This is a genomic window from Cryobacterium gelidum (assembly GCF_004403985.1).
Lineage (GTDB): Bacteria > Actinomycetota > Actinomycetes > Actinomycetales > Microbacteriaceae > Cryobacterium > Cryobacterium gelidum.
Map to the genome: position 1 here is coordinate 283,596 of NZ_SOHL01000003.1, position 20,018 is coordinate 303,613.

The window sequence follows — 20,018 nt, forward strand, 5'->3', positions numbered from 1 at the left end:
ACATTGCATCGAAAACTGGCCATTGTCGCATGAATAGCTCGTGGCAAGACTGGTCTCATGATCTCCGCACCGACGCGCACGAGCACCGTGACCCTCGCCGACGCCCGAACCCGCTACACCGCCGGTCGCGGCTACCTCGCCGCCTGCACCCTCGGGCTGCCGACGATCGCCACTACCGCCGCGATGCGAGCCGATACCGCGGCCTGGGCCCGCGGCGAGGCCTGCGCCTCCCACTACGGCGCGGTGGTCGAACGAGTGCGTGCTGGCTATGCCGAGCTCGTCGGCGTCACTCCCGATCGGGTAGCAATCGGATCGCAGACCTCGGTCATGGCCGGCACGGTCGCGGCGAGCATCCCCGACGGCGCCGAAGTCGTGCTGCCGATCGGCGACTTCAGCTCAATGGTCTTCCCCTTCCTGGCCCAGGCCCACCGCGGTGTGACCGTGCGTCAGGTGGAGTTGGCCGACCTCGCCGCGAGCCTCACCACGAACACCTGGCTGGTGGCATTCTCGCTCGTGCAGTCCGCCACCGGAACCGTGGCCGACAGCGTCGCCATTGCCGCCGCCGCGCGGGCCACGGGCACTTTCACCCTGTGCGACACGACCCAGGCGACCGGGTGGATGCCCGTCGACGCCGCCATGTTCGACGCGACCATCTGCCACAGCTACAAGTGGCTCGGCGCACCGCGCGGAGTGGCCTTCTTCACCGTCTCCCAAGCGTTCGCTGCATACCTGCACCCCGTGAATGCCGGTTGGTACGCCGGAGACGACCCATGGGCGTCCTGTTACGGCCCGGCTATGACGCTCGCTTCCAATGCCCGCAGCTTCGACGTGTCACCGGCCTGGCCCGCCTGGGTCGGCGCCGAGCCGGCCATCGACCTGTTCCGCAGCCTCGATCTGGCCGAGGTCCGCGCCCACTCTGTGGGCCTCGGTCATGCCCTCTCTGACGGTCTGGGGCTGCCCCGACTCGGTCAAGCCATCATCAGCTGGCCGGATGCCGGTGGCCGCGATCTCGCGCGCCTCACCACCGCCGGCCTCACCGCCTCGGGTCGGGCCGGTCGCGCCCGCGTCGCCTTCCACCTCTTCAACGACGAAGACGACGTGGCACTGGCCCTCGCCGCTCTCCGTCCCTGACCGGTGCCCGCGCATTCCAGGCGCACGCGGCAGGCCGCGCGCATCAGGCCGGGCGAACCACCGGGTTCACGAGCGTTCCGATGCCGGCGATCGACATCGAGACCGTGTCGTTATCGACGACGGCTGCCGCCGTGTCCATCGGCCCGGCCAGAATCACGTCGCCCGGCAGCAGCGTGAACACGCTCGAGGCGAACGCGACGAGCGCCGCAACGGTTTCCTCGGTCGGAGTCGCGTCGTCGTCGCCGAATTCCACCGCCTGGAACTCCTCGTCGTTAATGAGCCCGCGCAACGGTGTGGCCGCCGCGTCGAAGTCGGTCTCGATGATCGGTCCGAGCGGCAAAAAGGTGTCGAAGGCACCGGCGCGGGTTACCGAGCGCTCGGCGAGGTCGGCGGCAGTCACGACCGTTGCCACGGTGTACCCGAAGACGCGACTCGCGGCATCCGCTGCCGAGACGTTCTTGGCGATCTTGCCGATGATGATGGCGAGCTGGCCGTCGACCTCAACCTGGTCGGAGGCGGCCGGCAGCACGATGGCATCGCCAGGGCCCACGACGGCGGTATTCGGCCGCAGAACGAAAGCAGGTTCGGGCGAAGAATTCACCACCGCGACGATCTTCGAGCGAGGAATCACCGGAGCGAGCAGTTTCACGTCGGCCAGGGCCACCCGGTCACCGGTCGTGTCGAATCCGGCGAACATCGGGTCACTTGTCAGAACGACCAGTTCATCGTCATCGACGATGCCAAACGCGATGGCACCCTGGTAGCTGTATCGTGCGATCTTCACGTGTCTCGTTCCCACCTGTCGTAGCCTCGCCGAAGCGGACCAAAAGGTTCAGTTTAGTCGAGGCGGGTGAGCCAGCCGTGACGGTCCGGCAGGCGTCCGTACTGAATGTCGGTGAGCTCCTGGCGCAGCGACAGCGTGATCGCGCCCGCTGGGGCATCCGGTTCACCGACCGTGAAGTCCCTGGCCTTGAGCTGGCCGATCGGGGTGACGACGGCGGCGGTTCCGCAGGCGAAAACCTCGGTGATGGCACCGGATGCGACGCCCTCACGCCATTCCGCCAGCGTCACCTCGCGCTCTTCCACGGTCATACCGCGGTCGCGGGCAAGCTGCATGATACTGTCGCGGGTAACGCCTTCGAGAATGGATCCGGTCAGGCGAGGCGTGACAATCGTGTCGGTGCCGTGCACGAAGAACACGTTCATGCCGCCGAGTTCATCGACGTGCGTTCCGGTCTCACCGTCGAGAAAGAGCACCTGGGCGCAGCCATTCTCGTACGCCTGCATCTGGGGCAGCAGCGAGGCGGCATAGTTGCCGCCGCACTTGGCGGCGCCGGTACCACCGCGACCGGCGCGGGAGTATTCGGTCGACAGCCAGATCTTCACCGGGGCCACGCCGTCGGAAAAGTAAGCACCGGCCGGGCTCGCGATCACGTAGAAACTCACCTTGTGGGCGGCGCGCACCCCGAGAAAGCTCTCGTTGGCGATCATGAACGGGCGCAGGTAGAGGCTGGTCTCGGGCGCGGACGGCACCCAGTCGCCGTCGATGGCAATCATCTGCCTGACCGACTCGATAAAGTCCGGGGTCGAGAGTTCGGGCAGCGCGAGGCGCTGCGCCGAGCGTTGCAGCCGCTCGGCGTTCTTCTCGGGCCGAAAGGTCCAGATCGAGTTGTCGGCGTGCCGGTAGGCCTTGAGGCCCTCGAAGATCTCCTGGCCGTAGTGCAGCACTGACGAGGCGGGATCGAGCAGCAGCGGGCCATACGGCGTGACGCGGGCGTCGTGCCAACCGGCCTCGATCGACCAATCGATGGTGACCATGTGGTCGGTGAAGTGCTTGCCGAAGCCCGGGTCGGCGAGAATCTCCTCGCGTTCGACTTCGGCGCGGGCGTCGGTCGACGGGGTGAGGGCGAAGCTCAGCGGGTAGGTCACTGTCGAGTCGGTCTTGCTCATTTGAGTACCTTGTCTGTCAATAGGGTCACGATGGCGTCTCCCACCTCAGCGGTGCTGCGTCGTAGCGGGGCGGTCTCGGACCGACGCAGCAGGTCGTCGGCCACCGCCTCGTTGACACGGGCCGCGGCATCCGTCAGCCCGAGGTGATCGAGCAGAAGCGCTACCGAGAGGATGGCCGCGGTCGGGTCGGCGAGTTGCTGGCCGGCGATATCGGGGGCCGAGCCGTGCACCGGCTCGAACATGCTGGGAAAGCGACCCGTCGGGTTGATATTGCCGGAGGCCGCCAGGCCGATGCCGCCGCTGATTGCCGCTGCCAAGTCGGTGAGGATATCGCCAAAGAGATTGTCGGTGACGAGTACATCGAATCTACTCGGATTTGTCACGAAGAAGATCGTCGCCGCGTCGACGTGCAGATAGTCAACCGTAATCTGGGGGTACTCTGCAGCCACCTCGTTCACGATGCGCTGCCACAGGCTGCCGGCGAAGACGAGCACGTTGGTCTTGTGCACGAGGGTGAGTCGTTTGCGCTCGCGTCCCTGGGCCACTTCGAAGGCGTACCGTACGACGCGTTCGACTCCGTAGGCGGTGTTCACGGACACCTCGTTGGCGACCTCCTGCGGGGTACCACGGCGGATCGCGCCGCCGTTGCCGACATAGGGGCCCTCGGTGCCCTCCCGAACCACGACGAAGTCGACGACGCCCGGGATCGCGAGCGGGCTCGTGACACCGGGGTAGATCGTGCACGGCCGCAGGTTGACGTAGTGGTCGAGTGCGAAGCGCAGGCCGAGCAGCAGCCCCCGCTCGATATTCGCGTCTTTCAGGCGCGGATCGCCGGGGACACCACCGACAGCGCCGAGCAGGATGGCGTCGTGCTGCTGGATCGACGCGAGGTCGGTCTCGGTGAGAACGTCCCCGGTTTCGAGGAACCGCGCGGCGCCTAGTTGAAACGTGCTCGTGTCAATCGTGACGTCGTCGCGGGCGATGACAGCGGCGAGCACCTTCACGGCCTCGGCGACAACTTCCGGTCCGATTCCGTCTCCGGGAATGACAGCGAGTTTGATAGTACGAGACATGCGACTCCGAACCGGTCGACAATAACTTGGATTGCTTATAGACAAACCTTACCTTTCTCACCGAAGTGCCTAGGCTGGAGCGAAGCGCACCACCAAGTGAAAGTGGGTAATCATGAGTATTGGACTTGGAATCTTTCTCCTGGTCGTCGGCGCCGTCCTGGTGTGGGCACTCGACCTGACCATCACCGGAGTCAACCTGCAGCTCATCGGCTACATTCTGCTCGCGGCTGGCGCACTCGTGCTGATCCTCGGCCTGGTCCTGATGACCCGCCGTCGCAGCAGCGTGAGTACGACCCGCACGATCGCCGATCCGGCGAACGGCGACCAGGTCACGCGCCGCGAGAGCTCGATCGACGATATCTAGTGGGCTGCGGCTAGCGAGCGCGTCGAAGGGCGACAAGCGCCACGACGGCCGCAGCGAGCACGAGCGCAACGCCGATCCAGGCGGTCAGTCCCACACCACTGTCGAAAGCATGCCGCGCCGAATCGAGCAGCTGCTCCGCCATACCGGCCGGAAGGTGCTCGGCGACAGCCACGGCTCCGCCGAGTGTTTCGCCGGCGGCAACCCGTTCGGCCGCGCTCAGGCCCTCGGGCAAAAGCACCGCTGCGCGATACGACACGGTGAGAATGGTGCCGAGCACCGCTGTTCCGAGTACCGCCCCCAGCTCGTAGGCCGTTTCCGATACGGCGGATGCTGCCCCCGCCTTGTCCGCCGGCGCGGTCGCCACGATCAACTCGTTGGACACGGTCTCGGCAGCGCCGATTCCGATACCGAGCAAAACAAAAGCGAAACCGATCGAGACGGCATCGATCTGCCCACCGCGCAGCGCGATCGACGCGAACCCGGCGACCGATATCAGCAGCGCCATCGGCACCACCCGGGACGGGCGCACCCGTCGGGCGATCGGCACGATCAGCAGTCCGGCCACGATCATCGCCGCCAGGCCGGGCACCAGCACGAGCCCGGCCGAGAGCGGTGAGAGTCCGAGCACGAGTTGCAGGTGTTGCGAAATGAAGAACAGACAGCCGACGAGGGCCGTCACACTGAGCAGGTTGACACCGACGGCACCGCTGAACGCGCCGCGTCGAAACAGACCCATGTCGAGCATGGGGTTGGGCAGGCGCAGCTGCCGACGCACAAACCACAGTCCGAGAATCAGCCCGAGGACCACCGGAGCGAGGGTGAGCACGTTCACACCGGTCTCGGCGATGGTCTTGATGCCGTACACGATCGGCAACATGGTACCCAGCGACAGGGCGATGCTCACAATGTCGATGCGACCGGGTTTCGGATCGCGCGACTCCGTCACGAGGATCGGTGCCAGCACCAGCAGCGGCAACAGGACCGGCACGGCGATCAGGAACACGGATCCCCAGGCGAAGTGCTCGAGCAGGATGCCTCCGACGACCGGGCCGAGCGCGCTGCCGGCCGCAAAGCCCGTGGCCCAGATGGCAATGGCGAGGCGGCGTTGGTCACGGTCGACAAAGGTGGATCGCAGCAACGACAGGGTCGACGGCATGAGCATCGCACCGAAGAATCCGAGCGCCGCCCGAGCGATGATCAGGCCCTCGACGCTCGGCGAGAACGCCGCGAACACCGACACCACACCGAATCCGACGGAGCCGATGAGTAGCAAGCGGCGTCGCCCGATGCGGTCGCCGAGATTGCCCATGGCCACGAGCAGCCCGGCGAGCACGAGCGGATAGATATCGACCATCCACAGCAGCTGCACGCCGGTCGGTCGGGTCGCCGTTGAAATCGCCGGCAGCGCGAAGTTGAGCACGGTGTTGTCGATCGACACGAGCAGTACCGGGAGCATCAGCACGGCGAGCGCCCACCAGCGTCGACGGTCCTGCCGTTCCGGCAGGGTGGATGCCGCTCCCCCGATTGCCCGGGCGGTCAGGGCGATGGCGTTAGTGGGAACAGCGGGGACAGACACGATCTACATCACTTTCTGTGCTCTTGCTCGACCGGCTCCTAATCAAGACAATAGATTTTACTGTACCGGCTAGACGGTATACTTGTCTAGTCCGCTCGTGTGCCCCACCGACAGTTTGCGTGTTCGTTACCATGGCCCTTATGTCCAAAAATCCCGCCGCGCCGCCCGTTCCCACCCGGGATCGCCTTCTCGACGCGTTCGAGGAACTGCTGGTCGAGGGCGGGGAACGCTCGGCGACGCTTGACGCCGTGGCGGCGGCCGCCGCCGTCTCGAAGGGCGGACTGCTGTATCACTTCGCGTCGAAGGACGCCCTGGTCGACGCCATGCTGGCCCGCCTCGTTGCGCTCGCCCGCGAAGACGCCGAGAACATCCGCACGGCCCCGGCCGGCCCGGTCGACTACCTCATTCGCACCTCGGTGCATACCGGTAGCCCGCTCGACCGAGCCTACATCGCCGGGTCTCGACTCGCCCAGGGCCGGGATCTGCGCGCCAGGCAGGTGCTCACCGAGATTCGCCGACGCTGGCTCTCGGTGATCGAAGACGCTGTGCACGACACGGATACCGCCCAGGCGATCATGCTGATCAGTGACGGTCTCTATGTCAACAGCTCGCTTGCCGAGCGCGAACTGACGCCACCGACTCACACGGACGAGGCCATGACCCGGCTGATCGCCCTGATCGGCCGACTCCTGCCGAGCACCTAGCGGCTTGCAGCTAGCAGCGAGCAGCTAGCACCCGGACACACGAGTGGGCGCCCGCATGGCAGGCGCCCACTCGTGTGTCCGTTCTCACGCCCGCATTCGACCGCGCAGGGGGTCAGTCGGTGAGGTCGATCTCCACCATGATCTCGGCGTCGATCGCGGCACGCACCGAGGCGAGCAGCCCGGCCGGAACCTCGGAGTCGACGGTCAGTACGCTGAGCGCCTTGCCGCCAGCCTCGTGGCGGGCGATCTGCATGCCCGCAATGTTGATGTTGGCCTCGCCGAATTCGCGACCGTAGACGGCGACGATTCCGGGACGGTCGGCGTACAGCATGACGATGAGGTTCTTGGCGAACGGAACCTCCACGTCGTAGCCGTTGATCTCAACGATCTTCTCGATCTGCTTGGTACCGGTGAGGGTACCGGAGACGGAAACCTGAGAACCGTCGGCGAGGGCGCCGCGCAAGGTGATCACGTTGCGGTACTCGGGCGATTCGGCGTCGGTGAGCATGCGCACGGTGACACCGCGCTGCTCGGCGAGCAGCGGAGCGTTGACGTAGGAAACGGTTTCACTGACCACGTTGGTGAAGATGCCCTTGAGCGCGGCGAGCTTGAGCACACTGACGTCGAACTCGACGAGCTCGCCGCGCACCTCGATGTCCACGCTCGTGAGCGGGCTGTGTGCGGCGAGGCCGGAGAATACCTGGCCGAGCTTTTCCACCAGCGGGATGCCGGGGCGCACGTACGGGTCGATGACCCCGCCGGCCACGTTGACCGCGTCGGGAACGAGCTCGCCGGAGAGCGCGAGGCGCACCGACTTGGCCACGGAGACGCCGGCCTTTTCTTGCGCTTCGTCGGTGGAAGCGCCGAGGTGCGGGGTCGTGATGATGTTGTCCAGTCCGAGCAGCGGCGAGCCGGTCGGCGGTTCGCTGACGAACACGTCGAGGCCGGCGCCGGCGATGGTGCCGGCGACGAGGGCCTCATGCAGCGCCTCTTCGTCGATGAGTCCGCCGCGGGCGACGTTCACGACGAACGCGGTCGGCTTCATCAGCTTGAGCTGGGCTGCGCCGATCATGCCGGTGGTCTCGGGAGTCTTCGGCATGTGAATGGTAATGAAGTCAGACTGCGCGAGCAGCTCGTCGAGGGTGACCGGGGTCACACCGAGCTGCTGGGCCCGGGCCGAGGTGATGTAGGGATCGTAGGCGATGACGTTCGTGCCGAAGGCCTGCATACGGGAGGTGATGAGAGCACCGATCCGGCCGAGGCCGATGATGCCGATGGTCTTTTCGTAGAGCTCGACGCCGGTGTACTTGGACCGCTTCCACTGTCCGTCGGCGAGGGCGCCCGAGGCCGCTGGAATGTGACGGGCCAGGCTCAGAATGTGTCCGACGGTCAGCTCCGCAGCCGAGATGATGTTGGAGGTGGGAGCGTTGACGACCATGACGCCGGCCGCGGTGGCGGCCTTGATGTCTACATTGTCCAGGCCAACGCCCGCGCGGGCAATGACCTTGAGGAAGGGCGCAGCCGTGATGGCTTCGGCATCCATTTTGGTGGCAGAACGCACTAAGACGGCCTGGGCGGTGGCCAGCTCGGCGAGCAGCGCGGAGCGATCCGTGCCGTCGACGTGGTGAATATCAAAGTCGGGCCCGAGGGCATCGACGGTGGCGGGGGAAAGTTCTTCGGCGATCAGGACGACGGGCTTCGACAATAAAATCGGATCCTTAGATTGCATTTGTCGGTGGCGCGACGAAGGGCGCTACTCGGATCCCACCCTACCGGCTGCACAATAGACCAATGAGCAGCGACGTAATCGACGGACTCCAACTGGTGCTGCGCGTGATCCTGGCACTGATTTTCATCGGCGCCGGCATCACCCACTTCTTCCCCTCGGTGCAACGCACGATGGCGGCGATGATACCGCCGCGCCTGCGCACCAGGGGGTTGGCCAGCCCGGTCAATCTCGTCGTGTTCACGGGGCTGTGTGAAGTGGCCGGTGGCCTGGGATTGTTGTATCCCCCGACCATGGCGGTGGCCGCCGGGGCGCTCGTGCTCTTTCTCGCGGCGGTGTTTCCCGCCAACGCCTATGCCGCGCGCCACCCGAAACGGTTCGGGCGGGTGGCGATTCCCCTGGTTCCCCGACTCATCGCGCAGCTGGCGTTGATGGTGCTGATCGTTCTGGCGGTGCTCTGACTTCTAGAGGATCAATCGGCCCAGGGTGAACGCGGCGGTAATGTCGAGCGAGACGGCGGCGACCGCGCAGAGCCCGACGAGGAGGGTCAGTGCCTGCACTCCGAAGGCCCGATTGCGTCCGAGCCAGTAGGCCAGGGCGTAGACCAGGATCGGCAGGACCACCGCAAACATCAGCACTGCCCAGCCGACGCCGCTCAGCTGGGTATCGAGGGACTGCGCTTGCAGGTTCAGGCCGACCAGGTTGCCGACGGCTTCCCAGACGTCGTAGGCATAGAACAGCCCGAAGAAGAGCGCGATAGCGAGCAGTAGCCAGCGCGGCGGTTGACGCCGGGTGGCCGTGATCGTGTCGGCGTCGTCGCGGGTGCCGTTGTGTGCGTTGCTCATGAGCCAGTTCCCGATCCGATGATGAAGGGCAACGGGGCGAGCACGACGACCCCGATCAGCAGCCAGACCAGTCGGACCCGCTGATGGCTCCTGGTGAGCCAGCAGGTGACGCCGAACCAGACCAGGGGCGCTGCGACCGCCAACCAGGCGCCGAGCGAGAACATAAATTCAGCGACCGGGTCGCCGACGGGCGCTGCACCACGTGCAACCCCGATGAACCACCCGATCGTATAGAGCAGGTACATGCCGGCCAGGATCCCCATGCCGACCAGGGCGGCGGAGCTCGGTGCCGCGCCGTCAGCTGCGGCGTCGTCAGATTCGGCGGTTTCAGCTGCGGTGGCGTCAGCATCCGTCGTCTGGCCGGTTGCGGCCGGGAGGTTGGCCGAAACCGTCTGGTGCGGGATGGTCCACCCCTCGGGCAGGGCGGTCGTGTTCGGCGCTGCCTTGCCGTTGTCTCCCGGCGCCAGGGTCGGATCATCGTCACCGGCCCAGTTCAGCGCATCGTCGTCGCGTGTGGCGTTCATTCATACAGAGTATCCGGTTGCCACCTAGCCGAACAGCGGAGCGAGGGCCGTGATCAGCTGCTGCACTCCGAGCACGATGAACAGCAGCGCGCAGATTCCGAGCGCCACATTCGTGAACCACTTATTGCGCCAATCCCGTGGGACGCGCTTGCCGTTCAACAGTCCCAGGAGGGTGACGGCGAGAAACGGCATGAACAGTGCGCCGAGCACGCCATAGGCCAGAATGAGGCCGATCGGTGAACCGAGCAGGAACAGGATCATTGACGGAAAGGTGAGCCACAACAGGTAGAACTTGAAGTACTTGCCACCGACGAGGGTGTCGGGGTGGCCAGACTTCTTGCCGCGCATGTTGCCCCAGAAGTCGGCGAACATGAGGCTCACGCCGTTCCACACACCGATGATCGATGAGAAGGATGCCGCCCAGAAGCCCACCAGAAACCCGGTTCCGACGACGACGCCGTACTTCTCGTTGAGCACCGTGGAGAGGTCGAGCAATCCCTTGTCGCCCGCACTCAGGGTGATGCCGGCAGCGGCGACCACCTCGGCGCCGACGACGAGCATGGCGACGACGAAGAGGCCGGTCATGACGTAGGCCATGCGGTTGTCGATGCGCATGACTTTCATCCAGCGCGGGGTGGACCAGCCCTTTTCGCGCAGCCAGTAGCCGTAAGCGGCGAGGGTGATGGTGCCGCCGACACCGCCGGCCAGTGCGAGGGTGTAGAGCACGCCGCCCTCGGGAATGATCGGCACGAGGCCGGCGAGCATGTCGGGAAAGTTGGGCACGGCGATGACGGCGAGACCGACGACCGTGATGAACATGATGCCCACGAGCACGGCGGTGACCTTCTCGAAGAAGGCGTAGCGGCCGAACCAGACCATGGTGAGACCGGCGAGACCCATGAGAACGGCCCAGACCGGCAGTGGAAAGACCGGGAACAGTGCCGCGAGGGGCAGGGCGGCCGAGGACATGGCCGTGGCCCCGTAGACGAAGCCCCACAACATGATGTACGGCCCGAAATACCAGGTGGTCCATTTGCCGAGGGACCGCCAGCCCTCAAAGATGGTCTTGCCGGTGGCGAGGGTGTATCGGCCGGCACCCTCGACCAGCACGATCTTAAGGATCACGCCGAGAATGACCGCCCAGAGCAGGGCGTAGCCGTAGCGCGAGCCGGCCACGAGGGTAGCGACCATATCGGCCGCTCCCACACCGGTGGCGGCCACGACAAGGCCGGGGCCGACGACCTTCCACTTGGGTACTGGGCCATCGCCTGGCGCTGCTGGTGCGACCAGCTTGTCGTCGTCGGTGTAATTGCCTGAGGTCATGGTGGTGCCGGCCTTACGCGAGTGAAGCGGATGGCCCCCCAGCGCGTGGCACATCTGGTGACAGACGCCCCCCACGCTGCGGCACAGCTGTGCATCCGGGCACAGGACCTGAAAAAAGCGATGTTCTCGCCCCCAACGTGATGAAAGTCTACGTGTTGGGTCAGGGAGTGCCGTTCGACGCCGGTGGAGTGTCGTGGTTCAGCCGAAGCGGGTTGTCGGGGGTCGTACCGCCGTTTCAGGGCACTCAGCCGCGCGAACGTGCACTGATCGTATACCGCGATCGCCTGCGCGACTCATCGTCGGTCGCGTGTTTTTCCATGCTGAGCTGATCGAGACGACGGATGCCGCCGGCAACCGAATATGTCCAGCCCAGGATGCCGAGGAGACAGACACGCTCGGCGAGCCCCAACAACGCGGGCTGCACAGTGAGGCTGAGCCCGAGAAAGAACAGGCCCAGCACGGCGAGGGTGGTGAAGGTGAGGGCCAGGCCCCGGGCCGCGGGTAGCTGTCCGCTCTGATAGAGCCAGGCGGTGAGCAGCACCAGCGCGACCAAGGCGACGACAAAGCCCACAGTGGCCACGACGAGGTGGACGGTACCGGCCGTTGTCACGGCCACCACGCCGTGATCGGCCGTGACCGCTGCTGCGTCGTTTTCCGCAGTCACCACATCGGTCGGGAAGAAGGCGAGCACACCCGAGCAGACGCCGCCAAGCGCCAACAGTGCCAGGCCCGCACCCAGGAGGCGGGGCCAGGGCACGCGGGCACGCGGATGATTCGTGCGCGCCGTCGCGAAAAGTGCTCCGACGACGGCGCCCGACGTTACCGCCCGGCCCAGAAAATTGAGGTTCATCATCCAGCCGTAGGGACCGACGGCGAGATTGCTCTCGGCGTCGCTGATCGGGCTGTAGTGCGGCGGCAGAAGCTGCAGTACGACGTCGACGAGAACGTAGAGCAGCACGCCGACCATGGCGGCCGTCGCGCTGCGGCGTCGCCACACACCTAAGGCGCGTGTGCTCATGCTGTTGACAGCCATACTCACCGGTCTTTCAGGCGTAGCGCACAAAGGGACCCTCGCGAACGAGGGCCCCCTGGGTACAGCAGATCGATTCAGCGGATACTTAGCGCGAGACCGAGCCGTCGGTGTAGTCGTCGTCGGTTGACGCGTTCCAGGCGAAGAGCTTGCGCAGGCTGCGGCCGGTGGCTTCGATCGGGTGCTCTTCGCCCTTCTTGCGCAGGGCGAGGAACTCGACTCCGCCGTTGTCCTGGTCGGCGATGAAGCGCTCGGCGAACGCGCCACTCTGGATGTCGGCCAGAACGGCCTTCATGTTCTCCTTGACGCTCGGGTCGATGACGCGCGGGCCGGAGACGTAGTCGCCGTACTCGGCAGTGTCGGACACGCTCCAACGCTGCTTGGCGATGCCACCCTCCCACATGAGGTCGACGATGAGCTTGAGCTCGTGCAGTACCTCGAAGTAGGCGACCTGCGGCTGGTAGCCGGCCTCGGTGAGAACCTCGAAGCCGTACTGGATCAGCTGTGAGGTACCGCCGCAGAGCACGGCCTGCTCGCCGAACAGGTCGGTTTCGGTTTCTTCGGTGAAGGTGGTCTTGATGCCGGCGGCACGCAGCCCACCGATCGCCTTGGCATAGCTGAGGGTGAGCGGCCAGGCGTTGCCCGAGGCATCCTTCTCCACCGCGACGATCACGGGAACGCCGCGACCGGCTTCGAATTCGCGGCGCACGGTGTGGCCGGGTCCCTTGGGCGCGACCATGACGACGTCGACGCCGTCCGGCGCGGTGATGTAGCCGAAACGGATGTTGAAGCCGTGTCCGAACACCAGCACCTTGCCGGCGCTCAGGTTCGGCAGCACGTCGTCCTTGTAGAGGTGGCGCTGCACCTGGTCGGGAGCGAGGATGACGATGACGTCGGCCCAGGCAGCGGCATCCGCTGTGGAGAGCACGGTGAAGCCGGCTTCTTCGGCCTTGGCCGTGCTCTTGGAGCCGTCCTTCAGACCGATCTTGACCTCGACGCCGGAGTCGCGCAGGTTCTGCGCGTGGGCGTGACCCTGCGAGCCGTACCCGATGACGGCCACCTTCTTGCCCTGGATGATCGTCAGGTCGGCGTCTTTGTCGTAGAAAATCTCAGACAATGTGTATCTCTCCTCGTGCATTGATGGTTAGAAAAACTGAAAACGTTAGTTTTTGAAGACGCGCTCGGTGATCGACTTCGATCCGCGGCCGATGGCCAGCAGACCCGACTGGGCGAGCTCCCGAATGCCGAACGGTTCGAGCACCCGCAGCAGCGCCTGGGTCTTACCGCTGTCGCCGGTGACCTCGATCACGACGGCGTCCGTGGCCACGTCGACGACGCGGGCCCGGAACAGGTTGACCGCCTCGAGTACCTGCGACCGGGTGGTGTTGTCGACCTTGACCTTGATCAGCAGATGTTCGCGCTGCACCGACTGGGCCACGTCGAGCTCGACGATCTTGATGACGTTGATCAGCTTGTTGAGCTGCTTGGTCACCTGCTCGAGTGGCACGTCGTCGACGTCGACGAGAATCGTGATGCGGGAGAGGCCGGGAATCTCGCTGTGTCCCACGGCGAGGCTTTCAATGTTGAAGCCGCGACGCGCAAACAGGCCGGCGACGCGCGTGAGCAGGCCGGGTTTGTCCTCGACGAGCAGACTCAGAACGTGGCTCGTCACGGTTACTCTTCTTCCCAGGTCGGTGCGTGGTCTTTGGCGTACTGAACAAAACTGTTGCTGACTCCCTGCGGAACCATCGGCCAGACCATGGCACCGGGGCTGACGATGAAGTCGATCACGACCGGCCGGTCATTGGTGGCGAGGGCCAGTTTGATGGCGTCATCCACCTGGTCCTTGCTGGTGACCCGAATTCCGAGCGCGCCATAAGCATCGGCCATTTTGACGAAGTCGGGCACCATGGCGGTCCCATGACCGGTGTTGAGGTCGGTGAAAGAGTGGCGTCCGTCGTAGAACAGCGACTGCCACTGGCGCACCATGCCGAGCGACGAGTTGTTGATGATCGCGACCTTGATCGGGATCTTGTTGATCGTGCAGGTGGCGAGTTCCTGATTGGTCATCTGGAAGCAGCCGTCGCCGTCGATCGACCAGACCACCCGGTCGGGCTCGGCGACCTTGGCGCCCATCGCGGCTGGAACGGAATAGCCCATGGTGCCAGCGCCGCCGGAGTTGAGCCACGAGTTGGGTCGCTCATACTTGATGAACTGCGCCGCCCACATCTGGTGCTGACCGACGCCGGCCGCATAGACCGCCTCGGGACCGGTGAGCTCGCCGATACGCTGGATCACGTATTGCGGGGCCAGCAGTCCGTCGGTCGGCTCGGTGAAGCCGAGCGGGAACTCTTCTTTCAGGCCGCGCAGGTAGGTCCACCACTCGGCGGTGTCTGGCACGATGCTGTCGGGTGCTGCGCCCTTGGCGGCATCCGCATAGGCCAGGATGAGGTCAGCGATGACGTCCTTGGCATCACCGACGATGGGCACATCGGCCATTCGAATCTTGGAGATCTCGGCCGGGTCGACGTCGACGTGCACGATCTTCGCGGTGGGCGCGAATTCGCTGATCTTTCCGGTCACCCGGTCGTCGAAGCGTGCTCCGAGCGAAATGATGAGGTCGCTCTCCTGCAGCGCGAGCACGGCCGGGACCGTGCCGTGCATGCCCGGCATGCCGAGGTGCTGCGGGTGCGAGTCAGGAAAGGCACCACGAGCCATCAGTGTCGTCACGACCGGTGCACCGGTCGACTCAGCGAGCTCGAGCAGTTCGGGCGAGGCGTGGGCGCGGATGACGCCGCCACCAACGTAGAGCACAGGCTTCTTCGCGGCCAGCAGCAGCTGAGCCGCGGCCTGCACCTGCTTACCATGGGCCTTGACGATCGGGCGGTAGCCGGGCAGGTCGAGCTTGGGCGGCCAGATGAACGGCGCCAGGTTCTGCTGCGCGTCCTTGGTGATGTCAACGAGCACCGGGCCGGGGCGGCCGGTGGAAGCGATGTGGTACGCCGACGCGATCGCGGCCGGGATCTCTTCGGCGCGGCGGGCAAGAAAGGAATGCTTGGTGATCGGCATGGTGATACCGATGATGTCGGCCTCCTGGAAGGCGTCCGTTCCCATCGAAGTGGAGAACACCTGGCCGGTGATCGCGAGCAACGGAACCGAGTCCATGTAGGCGTCCGCTATGGCGGTGACGAGGTTCGTGGCACCCGGGCCGCTGGTGGCAATAGCGACGCCGACGCGTCCGGTCGCGGAGGCATAGCCCTCAGCCGCGTGGCCGGCGCCCTGTTCGTGGCGTACCAGAATGTGGCGAATCTTGGTTTGCGTCATGAGCTCGTCGTAGAGCGGAATGACGGCGCCGCCGGGGATGCCGAAGACGTCAGTGACGCCGAGCAGCTCGAGGGTGCGAATGATCGCGCCAGAGCCGGTGAGCATCTCCGGTTCCGCAGACGCGGGAGCCGAGGGCACGGGAGTGGTTTCCGTGGTCATGGTCGTTGAATCCCAACTTCAAAATCGGTCGTTTCGTTCATCTCTGAGCCTGCCCACTCTGGACACGCTGGCTAGCCGGTGATGGCGCCTTCAGCGGCGGAATGCACGAGCTTGGCGTACTTTGCGAGTACGCCGCGGGTGTAGCGCGGCGGGAGGGGCGCCCAGCCATCTCGGCGGGCGGCCAACTCGGAGGACTCGACCAGTAGGTCGAGCGTGCGAGCGGCGATATCGACCCGTATCAGATCCCCATCGCGCACGAAGGCGATGGGACCTGCGTCCACCGCTTCGGGTGCTATGTGGCCGATACACAGTCCGGTTGTGCCGCCTGAGAATCGACCGTCCGTTAATAGTAGTACATCGGAGCCGAGCCCTGCGCCCTTGATGGCGGCCGTGATCGAGAGCATCTCCCGCATGCCCGGACCGCCCTTCGGGCCCTCATAGCGGATGATGACGACGTCACCCTTGTAGATCTTGCCCGCGGTCAGGGCGTCCATCGCCGCGCGCTCCCGCTCGAACACCCGAGCCGGTCCTTCAAACACTGCGGCATCGAATCCGGCGGTCTTGACCACTGCACCCTCCGGCGCAAAGGTGCCCTTGAGAATGGTGATGCCACCGCTCTTGTGAATGGGGTTGTCCAGGGTGCGCAGCACCTCCCCGTCGAGAGCGGGCGGGTCGATCTCGGCGAGGTTCTCGGCCACGGTCTTACCGGTCACGGTGAGCGCGTCGCCGTGGATCAGACCGGCTTCGAGCAGCGCCCGCATGACGACGGGAACGCCGCCCTGACGGTCGACATCGTTCATGACGTATTTGCCGAAGGGCTTGAGGTCGCCGATGTGCGGAACCTGGTCGCCGATGCGGTTGAAGTCGTCGAGGGTGAGTTCAACCTCGGCCTCACGGGCGATGGCGAGCAGGTGCAGCACGACGTTGGTCGAGCCACCGAAGGCCATGGCCACGGCGATGGCGTTCTCAAACGCCTTGCGGGTGAGAATGTCGCGGGCCGTGATGCCGAGGCGCAGCATGTTGACGACGGCTTCGCCGGAACGGCGGGCGAAGTAGTCGCGGCGACGATCAGCGGATGCCGGGCTCGCCGAGCCGGGCAGGCTCATTCCCAGGGCTTCCGCGACGCTGGCCATGGTGTTCGCCGTGTACATGCCACCACAGGCACCCTCGCCGGGAGCGAACGCACACTCGATGCGCTTGGCATCCGCTTCACTCATCCGGCCGGCCTTGACCGCGCCGACGGCTTCAAACGAGTCGATGATGGTGATGTCTTTTTCGGTGCCGTCGGAGAGCTTGACCCAGCCCGGCGCGATCGATCCGGCGTAGAGGAACACGCTCGCGAGGTCGAGTCGGGCGGCGGCCATGAGCATGCCGGGCAGCGACTTGTCACAGCCCGCAAGCAGCACGCTGCCGTCGAGACGTTCAGCCTGCATGACGACCTCGACCGAGTCGGCGATGACCTCACGGGAGACAAGGGAGAAGTGCATGCCCTCGTGACCCATGGAGATGCCGTCGGATACCGAGATGGTGCCGAACTGCAGCGGGTAACCGCCGCCGGAGTGCACGCCCTCCTTGGCCGCCTGCGCCAGGCGGTCGAGCGAGAGGTTGCAGGGTGTGATCTCGTTCCACGAGCTCGCAATACCGATCTGGGGCTTTTCCCAGTCGGCATCGCCCATGCCGACAGCACGGAGCATGCCACGAGATGTGGTGGCCTCGATCCCGTCGGTGACGTCGCGGCTACGGGGTTTCACATCGATCTCAGACATGCCTCCGAGTCTAGAACCTCGGCAGGCCCCCGCGATTCAGTTCACGGGCCGCAGCGAACCGGTCAGTGCGCCTGCCCTGCTCGCAGGGCGGCGATGCGCACCAGAACCTGGGTGACCTCGTGCGGGCTGCGCACCCGGTAACCGGCGAGGGTGGCACCCTGCCCAATTTTCAGCCCGAGGTCGTCGTCGTGCAGGGCCCCGAAGGCATCCTCGTCGGTCACGTCGTCACCGGCGTAGAACACGCGGTCGGCGCCGGTGTAGTTGCGCAGCTTCTCCAGGGCGTCGCCCTTGGTGCTCGACCGCACCGAGAACTCGAGCACGTTCTTGCCCTCTCGAATGGTCAGCCCGGGCAGCTGATCACCCAGTTGCTCACGAGCCTGACGCTCGGCTCTCTCGCCGTCTTCCTCGGTTGCGAGGCGAGTGTGCAGGGCCAGACCGGCGGGCTTGCGCTCGATTGTGGTGCCGGCGATCGAGCCGGAGATGCTCTCGAGCACCCGCGTGAGGGTATCGAGTTGCTCGAGCTCGGAGGAAAGCAGGTTGAGCTCGATCTCGGGGGTGTCCAGCTGCACCTCGATGCCGTGCGAGCCGGTGAGCAGTACCGAACTCTGCGGCTGGGCGACGTGTTGCAGGCTCACCAGGGCGCGTCCGGAGACGAGGGCAACACGCACGCCCGGCAGGTCAAGCAGGGCCTGCACGGCTTCTCGGTTGCCGGCGATGGCACGGGCGTCTTCGGGATGGTCGACATGGGGCGCCAGGGTACCGTCGAAGTCGAGGGCGATGAGCAGGTTCTCGGCGCCGGCAATGCTCTGCAGGGCCAGGTCGAGGTCGTCGGAAATGCCGGCGGGCACGGCCGCGCCGCCGGTGAGCGCTCTCAAGAAGGAATCCGACCAGGCGGCGACATCGTTTTCGGCGACTTTGCGTCGCAGCGACCGCATGCGCCGCGTGCGCTCCCGTTTGGGCATCTCGACCGCTCGCACGATGGCGTCCTTGGTGCCATCAATGTCGTGCGGATTGATGAGAATAGCTTGTTTGAGTTCGTCGGCGGCGCCGGCGAACTCGCTCAATACGAGCACCCCGTCAAAATCAAAGCGCGCGGCCACGTACTCTTTGGCGACGAGGTTCATGCCGTCGCGCAAGGCAGTGACGAGCATGACGTCGGCGGCGAGGTACATCGCGACCATTTCTTCGCGCGGATAGCTGTGGTGGTGGTAGCTGATGGCGGTGTGACTGATGGTCGAGAAATCGCCGTTGAGCCGGCCGACGGCGAGTTCGATCTCGTCGCGCAGGGCCATGTAGGTGCTGACGCGTTCGCGGGACGGGCTGGCGACCTGCACCAGGGTGACGTCTTCGACGCTCAACCGACCGTCGGCGAGCAGCTCGCCAAAGGCCTTGATACGGTGGCCGATGCCCTTGGTGTAGTCGAGCCGGTCGACGCCGAGCATCAGGGTTTTGGGGTTGCCGAGGTCTTCGCGAATTTGGCGAGCCCTGGCTTGAATGTCGGGGCGTCGGGCAAGTTCTTCATAGCCGGCCGAGTCGATCGAGATGGGAAAGTGTTTGGCGATGACGCGGCGGGACTCCCCGTTCTGGCCGCCCTGGTCGGTCTCACCGATCGGCACATCGATGACGACGCCGCGGGTGGGATAGCCGTAGAGGCGACGCACCGCCTGGGAGAAGTTACCGGCATCCGCCAGCCGTTGAAAGCCGATGACGTCGGCGCCGAGCAACCCGTGCAGAATCTGTTTGCGCCAGGGCAGCTGCGCAAAGATCCCGTACGGCGGAAAGGGAATGTGGTTGAAGAAACCGATGACGAGGTCGGGACGGGCTTCGCGCAGCATGCGCGGCACGAGCTGCAGCTGGTAGTCGTGCACCCAGACCGTTGCCCCGGGGGCTGCGACCGCGGCGGCCGCCGCCGCGAATCGGCGGTTGACAGCGATATACGCTTCCCACGTCTCGCGGTGAAAGCTCGGCGGTGCGATGACGTCGTGATACAGCGGCCAGAGCGTGTCGTTGGAGAAACCCTCGTAGTAGTCCTCGATGTCTGCTTCATTGAGCCGCACCGGCACGAGCGAGATCCCGTCATTCTCGAACGGCTCGAAATCGCGATCGGCGACACCCGGCCAGCCCACCCAGGCTCCGTGCGAGGAACGCATCAGCGGTTCGAGCGCTGTGACCAACCCGCCGGGCGAGGTGCGCCAGTTGACGGAGCCGTCCTCGGCTTCTTCGTAATCCACCGGCAGCCGGTTGGAGACGACGACAAGAACGTACGTGCCGGCCGGGGCATCGGCGGGCACGACGGGGGATGGGTCGATCTGCGACCGTGTGGATTCGGCTGGAAGTGTAATGGATCATCCGTTCCGGGCACACCCGGGGTGCGCGCCTGTGCTGCCCCCCAACGTTATCAGTCCGGCCCACAGCCGTTCAGGGCGCGACTGACGCGCCCGGAGTCTCGTCGATCAGCTCACGGGTTCTTCCCAGCAAAAGTCGGTTGCGAGCTTATCCACGGTCGGGCCGGTGCCGGGTAGC

At 65.5% G+C, this 20,018-nt stretch carries 18 protein-coding genes; 4 read left to right on the forward strand and 14 right to left on the reverse strand.

Annotation, left to right across the window (positions count from 1 at the left end; all coding sequences use genetic code 11):
- Positions 1-57 precede the first annotated feature (57 nt).
- Positions 58-1,131: an aminotransferase class V-fold PLP-dependent enzyme gene (locus E3T50_RS01510; protein WP_134550241.1), complete on the forward strand. Its 1,074-nt coding sequence runs from the start codon at positions 58-60 to the stop codon at positions 1,129-1,131.
- 43 nt (positions 1,132-1,174) lie between these two features.
- On the opposite strand, the gene E3T50_RS01515 is transcribed toward E3T50_RS01510, so the two are convergent.
- Genes E3T50_RS01515 through E3T50_RS01525 form a run of 3 tightly spaced genes read right to left on the reverse strand, consistent with a single transcriptional unit; the run spans position 1,175 to position 4,154 of the window.
- The gene (locus E3T50_RS01515) at positions 1,175-1,915 is read right to left on the reverse strand and encodes a fumarylacetoacetate hydrolase family protein (protein ID WP_134550242.1); all 741 of its coding nucleotides are present in this window, start codon (positions 1,913-1,915) and stop codon (positions 1,175-1,177) included.
- A gap of 53 nt (positions 1,916-1,968) precedes the next feature.
- Positions 1,969-3,081, reverse strand: a complete 1,113-nt coding sequence (locus E3T50_RS01520) for a branched-chain amino acid aminotransferase (RefSeq protein ID WP_134550243.1) — start codon at positions 3,079-3,081, stop codon at positions 1,969-1,971.
- Positions 3,078-4,154: a 3-isopropylmalate dehydrogenase gene (locus E3T50_RS01525; RefSeq protein WP_134550244.1), complete on the reverse strand. Its 1,077-nt coding sequence runs from the start codon at positions 4,152-4,154 to the stop codon at positions 3,078-3,080. Before E3T50_RS01525 ends, E3T50_RS01520 begins: the two co-directional genes overlap by 4 nt.
- Positions 4,155-4,266: 112 nt before the next feature.
- Here E3T50_RS01525 and E3T50_RS01530 point away from each other — a divergent pair, with 112 nt between their 5' ends.
- Positions 4,267-4,518 carry a DUF6458 family protein gene (locus tag E3T50_RS01530; protein ID WP_134550245.1) on the forward strand — a complete coding sequence of 84 codons (252 nt, stop codon included), beginning with the start codon at positions 4,267-4,269 and terminating at the stop codon, positions 4,516-4,518.
- A gap of 10 nt (positions 4,519-4,528) precedes the next feature.
- On the opposite strand, the gene E3T50_RS01535 is transcribed toward E3T50_RS01530, so the two are convergent.
- Positions 4,529-6,058 carry an MFS transporter gene (locus E3T50_RS01535; protein WP_241990721.1) on the reverse strand — a complete coding sequence of 510 codons (1,530 nt, stop codon included), beginning with the start codon at positions 6,056-6,058 and terminating at the stop codon, positions 4,529-4,531.
- 176 nt (positions 6,059-6,234) lie between these two features.
- Here E3T50_RS01535 and E3T50_RS01540 point away from each other — a divergent pair, with 176 nt between their 5' ends.
- Positions 6,235-6,798 carry a TetR/AcrR family transcriptional regulator gene (locus E3T50_RS01540; protein WP_134463731.1) on the forward strand — a complete coding sequence of 188 codons (564 nt, stop codon included), beginning with the start codon at positions 6,235-6,237 and terminating at the stop codon, positions 6,796-6,798.
- Positions 6,799-6,910: 112 nt separating this feature from the next.
- Here the strand turns inward: E3T50_RS01540 and serA are convergent, their stop codons facing one another.
- Positions 6,911-8,503 carry a phosphoglycerate dehydrogenase gene (serA, locus tag E3T50_RS01545; protein ID WP_134550246.1) on the reverse strand — a complete coding sequence of 531 codons (1,593 nt, stop codon included), beginning with the start codon at positions 8,501-8,503 and terminating at the stop codon, positions 6,911-6,913.
- 86 nt (positions 8,504-8,589) lie between these two features.
- Between serA and E3T50_RS01550 the strand changes: the two genes are divergently transcribed.
- The gene (locus E3T50_RS01550; RefSeq protein WP_134550247.1) at positions 8,590-8,985 is read left to right on the forward strand and encodes a DoxX family protein; all 396 of its coding nucleotides are present in this window, start codon (positions 8,590-8,592) and stop codon (positions 8,983-8,985) included.
- A 3-nt stretch (positions 8,986-8,988) separates the two neighbouring features.
- Here E3T50_RS01550 and E3T50_RS01555 read toward each other — a convergent pair whose 3' ends face one another.
- From E3T50_RS01555 to E3T50_RS01595, 9 genes are all read right to left on the reverse strand, one after another.
- A complete protein-coding gene (locus tag E3T50_RS01555) occupies positions 8,989-9,369 on the reverse strand; it encodes a hypothetical protein (RefSeq protein ID WP_134550248.1) in 381 nt (126 codons plus the stop codon).
- Positions 9,366-9,893, reverse strand: a complete 528-nt coding sequence (locus E3T50_RS01560; RefSeq protein ID WP_134550249.1) for a DNA polymerase III subunit gamma/tau — start codon at positions 9,891-9,893, stop codon at positions 9,366-9,368. Before E3T50_RS01560 ends, E3T50_RS01555 begins: the two co-directional genes overlap by 4 nt.
- A 24-nt stretch (positions 9,894-9,917) precedes the next feature.
- Positions 9,918-11,216 (reverse strand): Nramp family divalent metal transporter, encoded by a 1,299-nt coding sequence (locus tag E3T50_RS01565; protein ID WP_134550250.1) that lies wholly within the window; start codon positions 11,214-11,216, stop codon positions 9,918-9,920.
- Between the two features lie 244 nt (positions 11,217-11,460).
- Positions 11,461-12,234 (reverse strand): DUF998 domain-containing protein, encoded by a 774-nt coding sequence (locus tag E3T50_RS01570; protein ID WP_166784172.1) that lies wholly within the window; start codon positions 12,232-12,234, stop codon positions 11,461-11,463.
- A 100-nt stretch (positions 12,235-12,334) separates the two neighbouring features.
- The gene (gene ilvC, locus E3T50_RS01575; RefSeq protein ID WP_134463745.1) at positions 12,335-13,363 is read right to left on the reverse strand and encodes a ketol-acid reductoisomerase; all 1,029 of its coding nucleotides are present in this window, start codon (positions 13,361-13,363) and stop codon (positions 12,335-12,337) included.
- Between the two features lie 45 nt (positions 13,364-13,408).
- On the reverse strand, positions 13,409-13,918 hold the full coding sequence (gene ilvN / locus E3T50_RS01580; protein WP_134463747.1) for an acetolactate synthase small subunit: 510 nt from the start codon (positions 13,916-13,918) through the stop codon (positions 13,409-13,411).
- A gap of 2 nt (positions 13,919-13,920) precedes the next feature.
- On the reverse strand, positions 13,921-15,729 hold the full coding sequence (locus E3T50_RS01585) for an acetolactate synthase large subunit (protein WP_134550252.1): 1,809 nt from the start codon (positions 15,727-15,729) through the stop codon (positions 13,921-13,923).
- Between the two features lie 71 nt (positions 15,730-15,800).
- Entirely contained in the window at positions 15,801-17,495 is a 1,695-nt protein-coding gene (gene ilvD, locus E3T50_RS01590) for a dihydroxy-acid dehydratase (RefSeq protein WP_134463751.1), read from the reverse strand.
- A 62-nt stretch (positions 17,496-17,557) separates the two neighbouring features.
- Complete coding sequence (locus tag E3T50_RS01595; RefSeq protein ID WP_134550253.1) at positions 17,558-19,837, reverse strand: bifunctional alpha,alpha-trehalose-phosphate synthase (UDP-forming)/trehalose-phosphatase; 2,280 nt, start codon at positions 19,835-19,837, stop codon at positions 17,558-17,560.
- Positions 19,838-20,018: the final 181 nt, after the last annotated feature.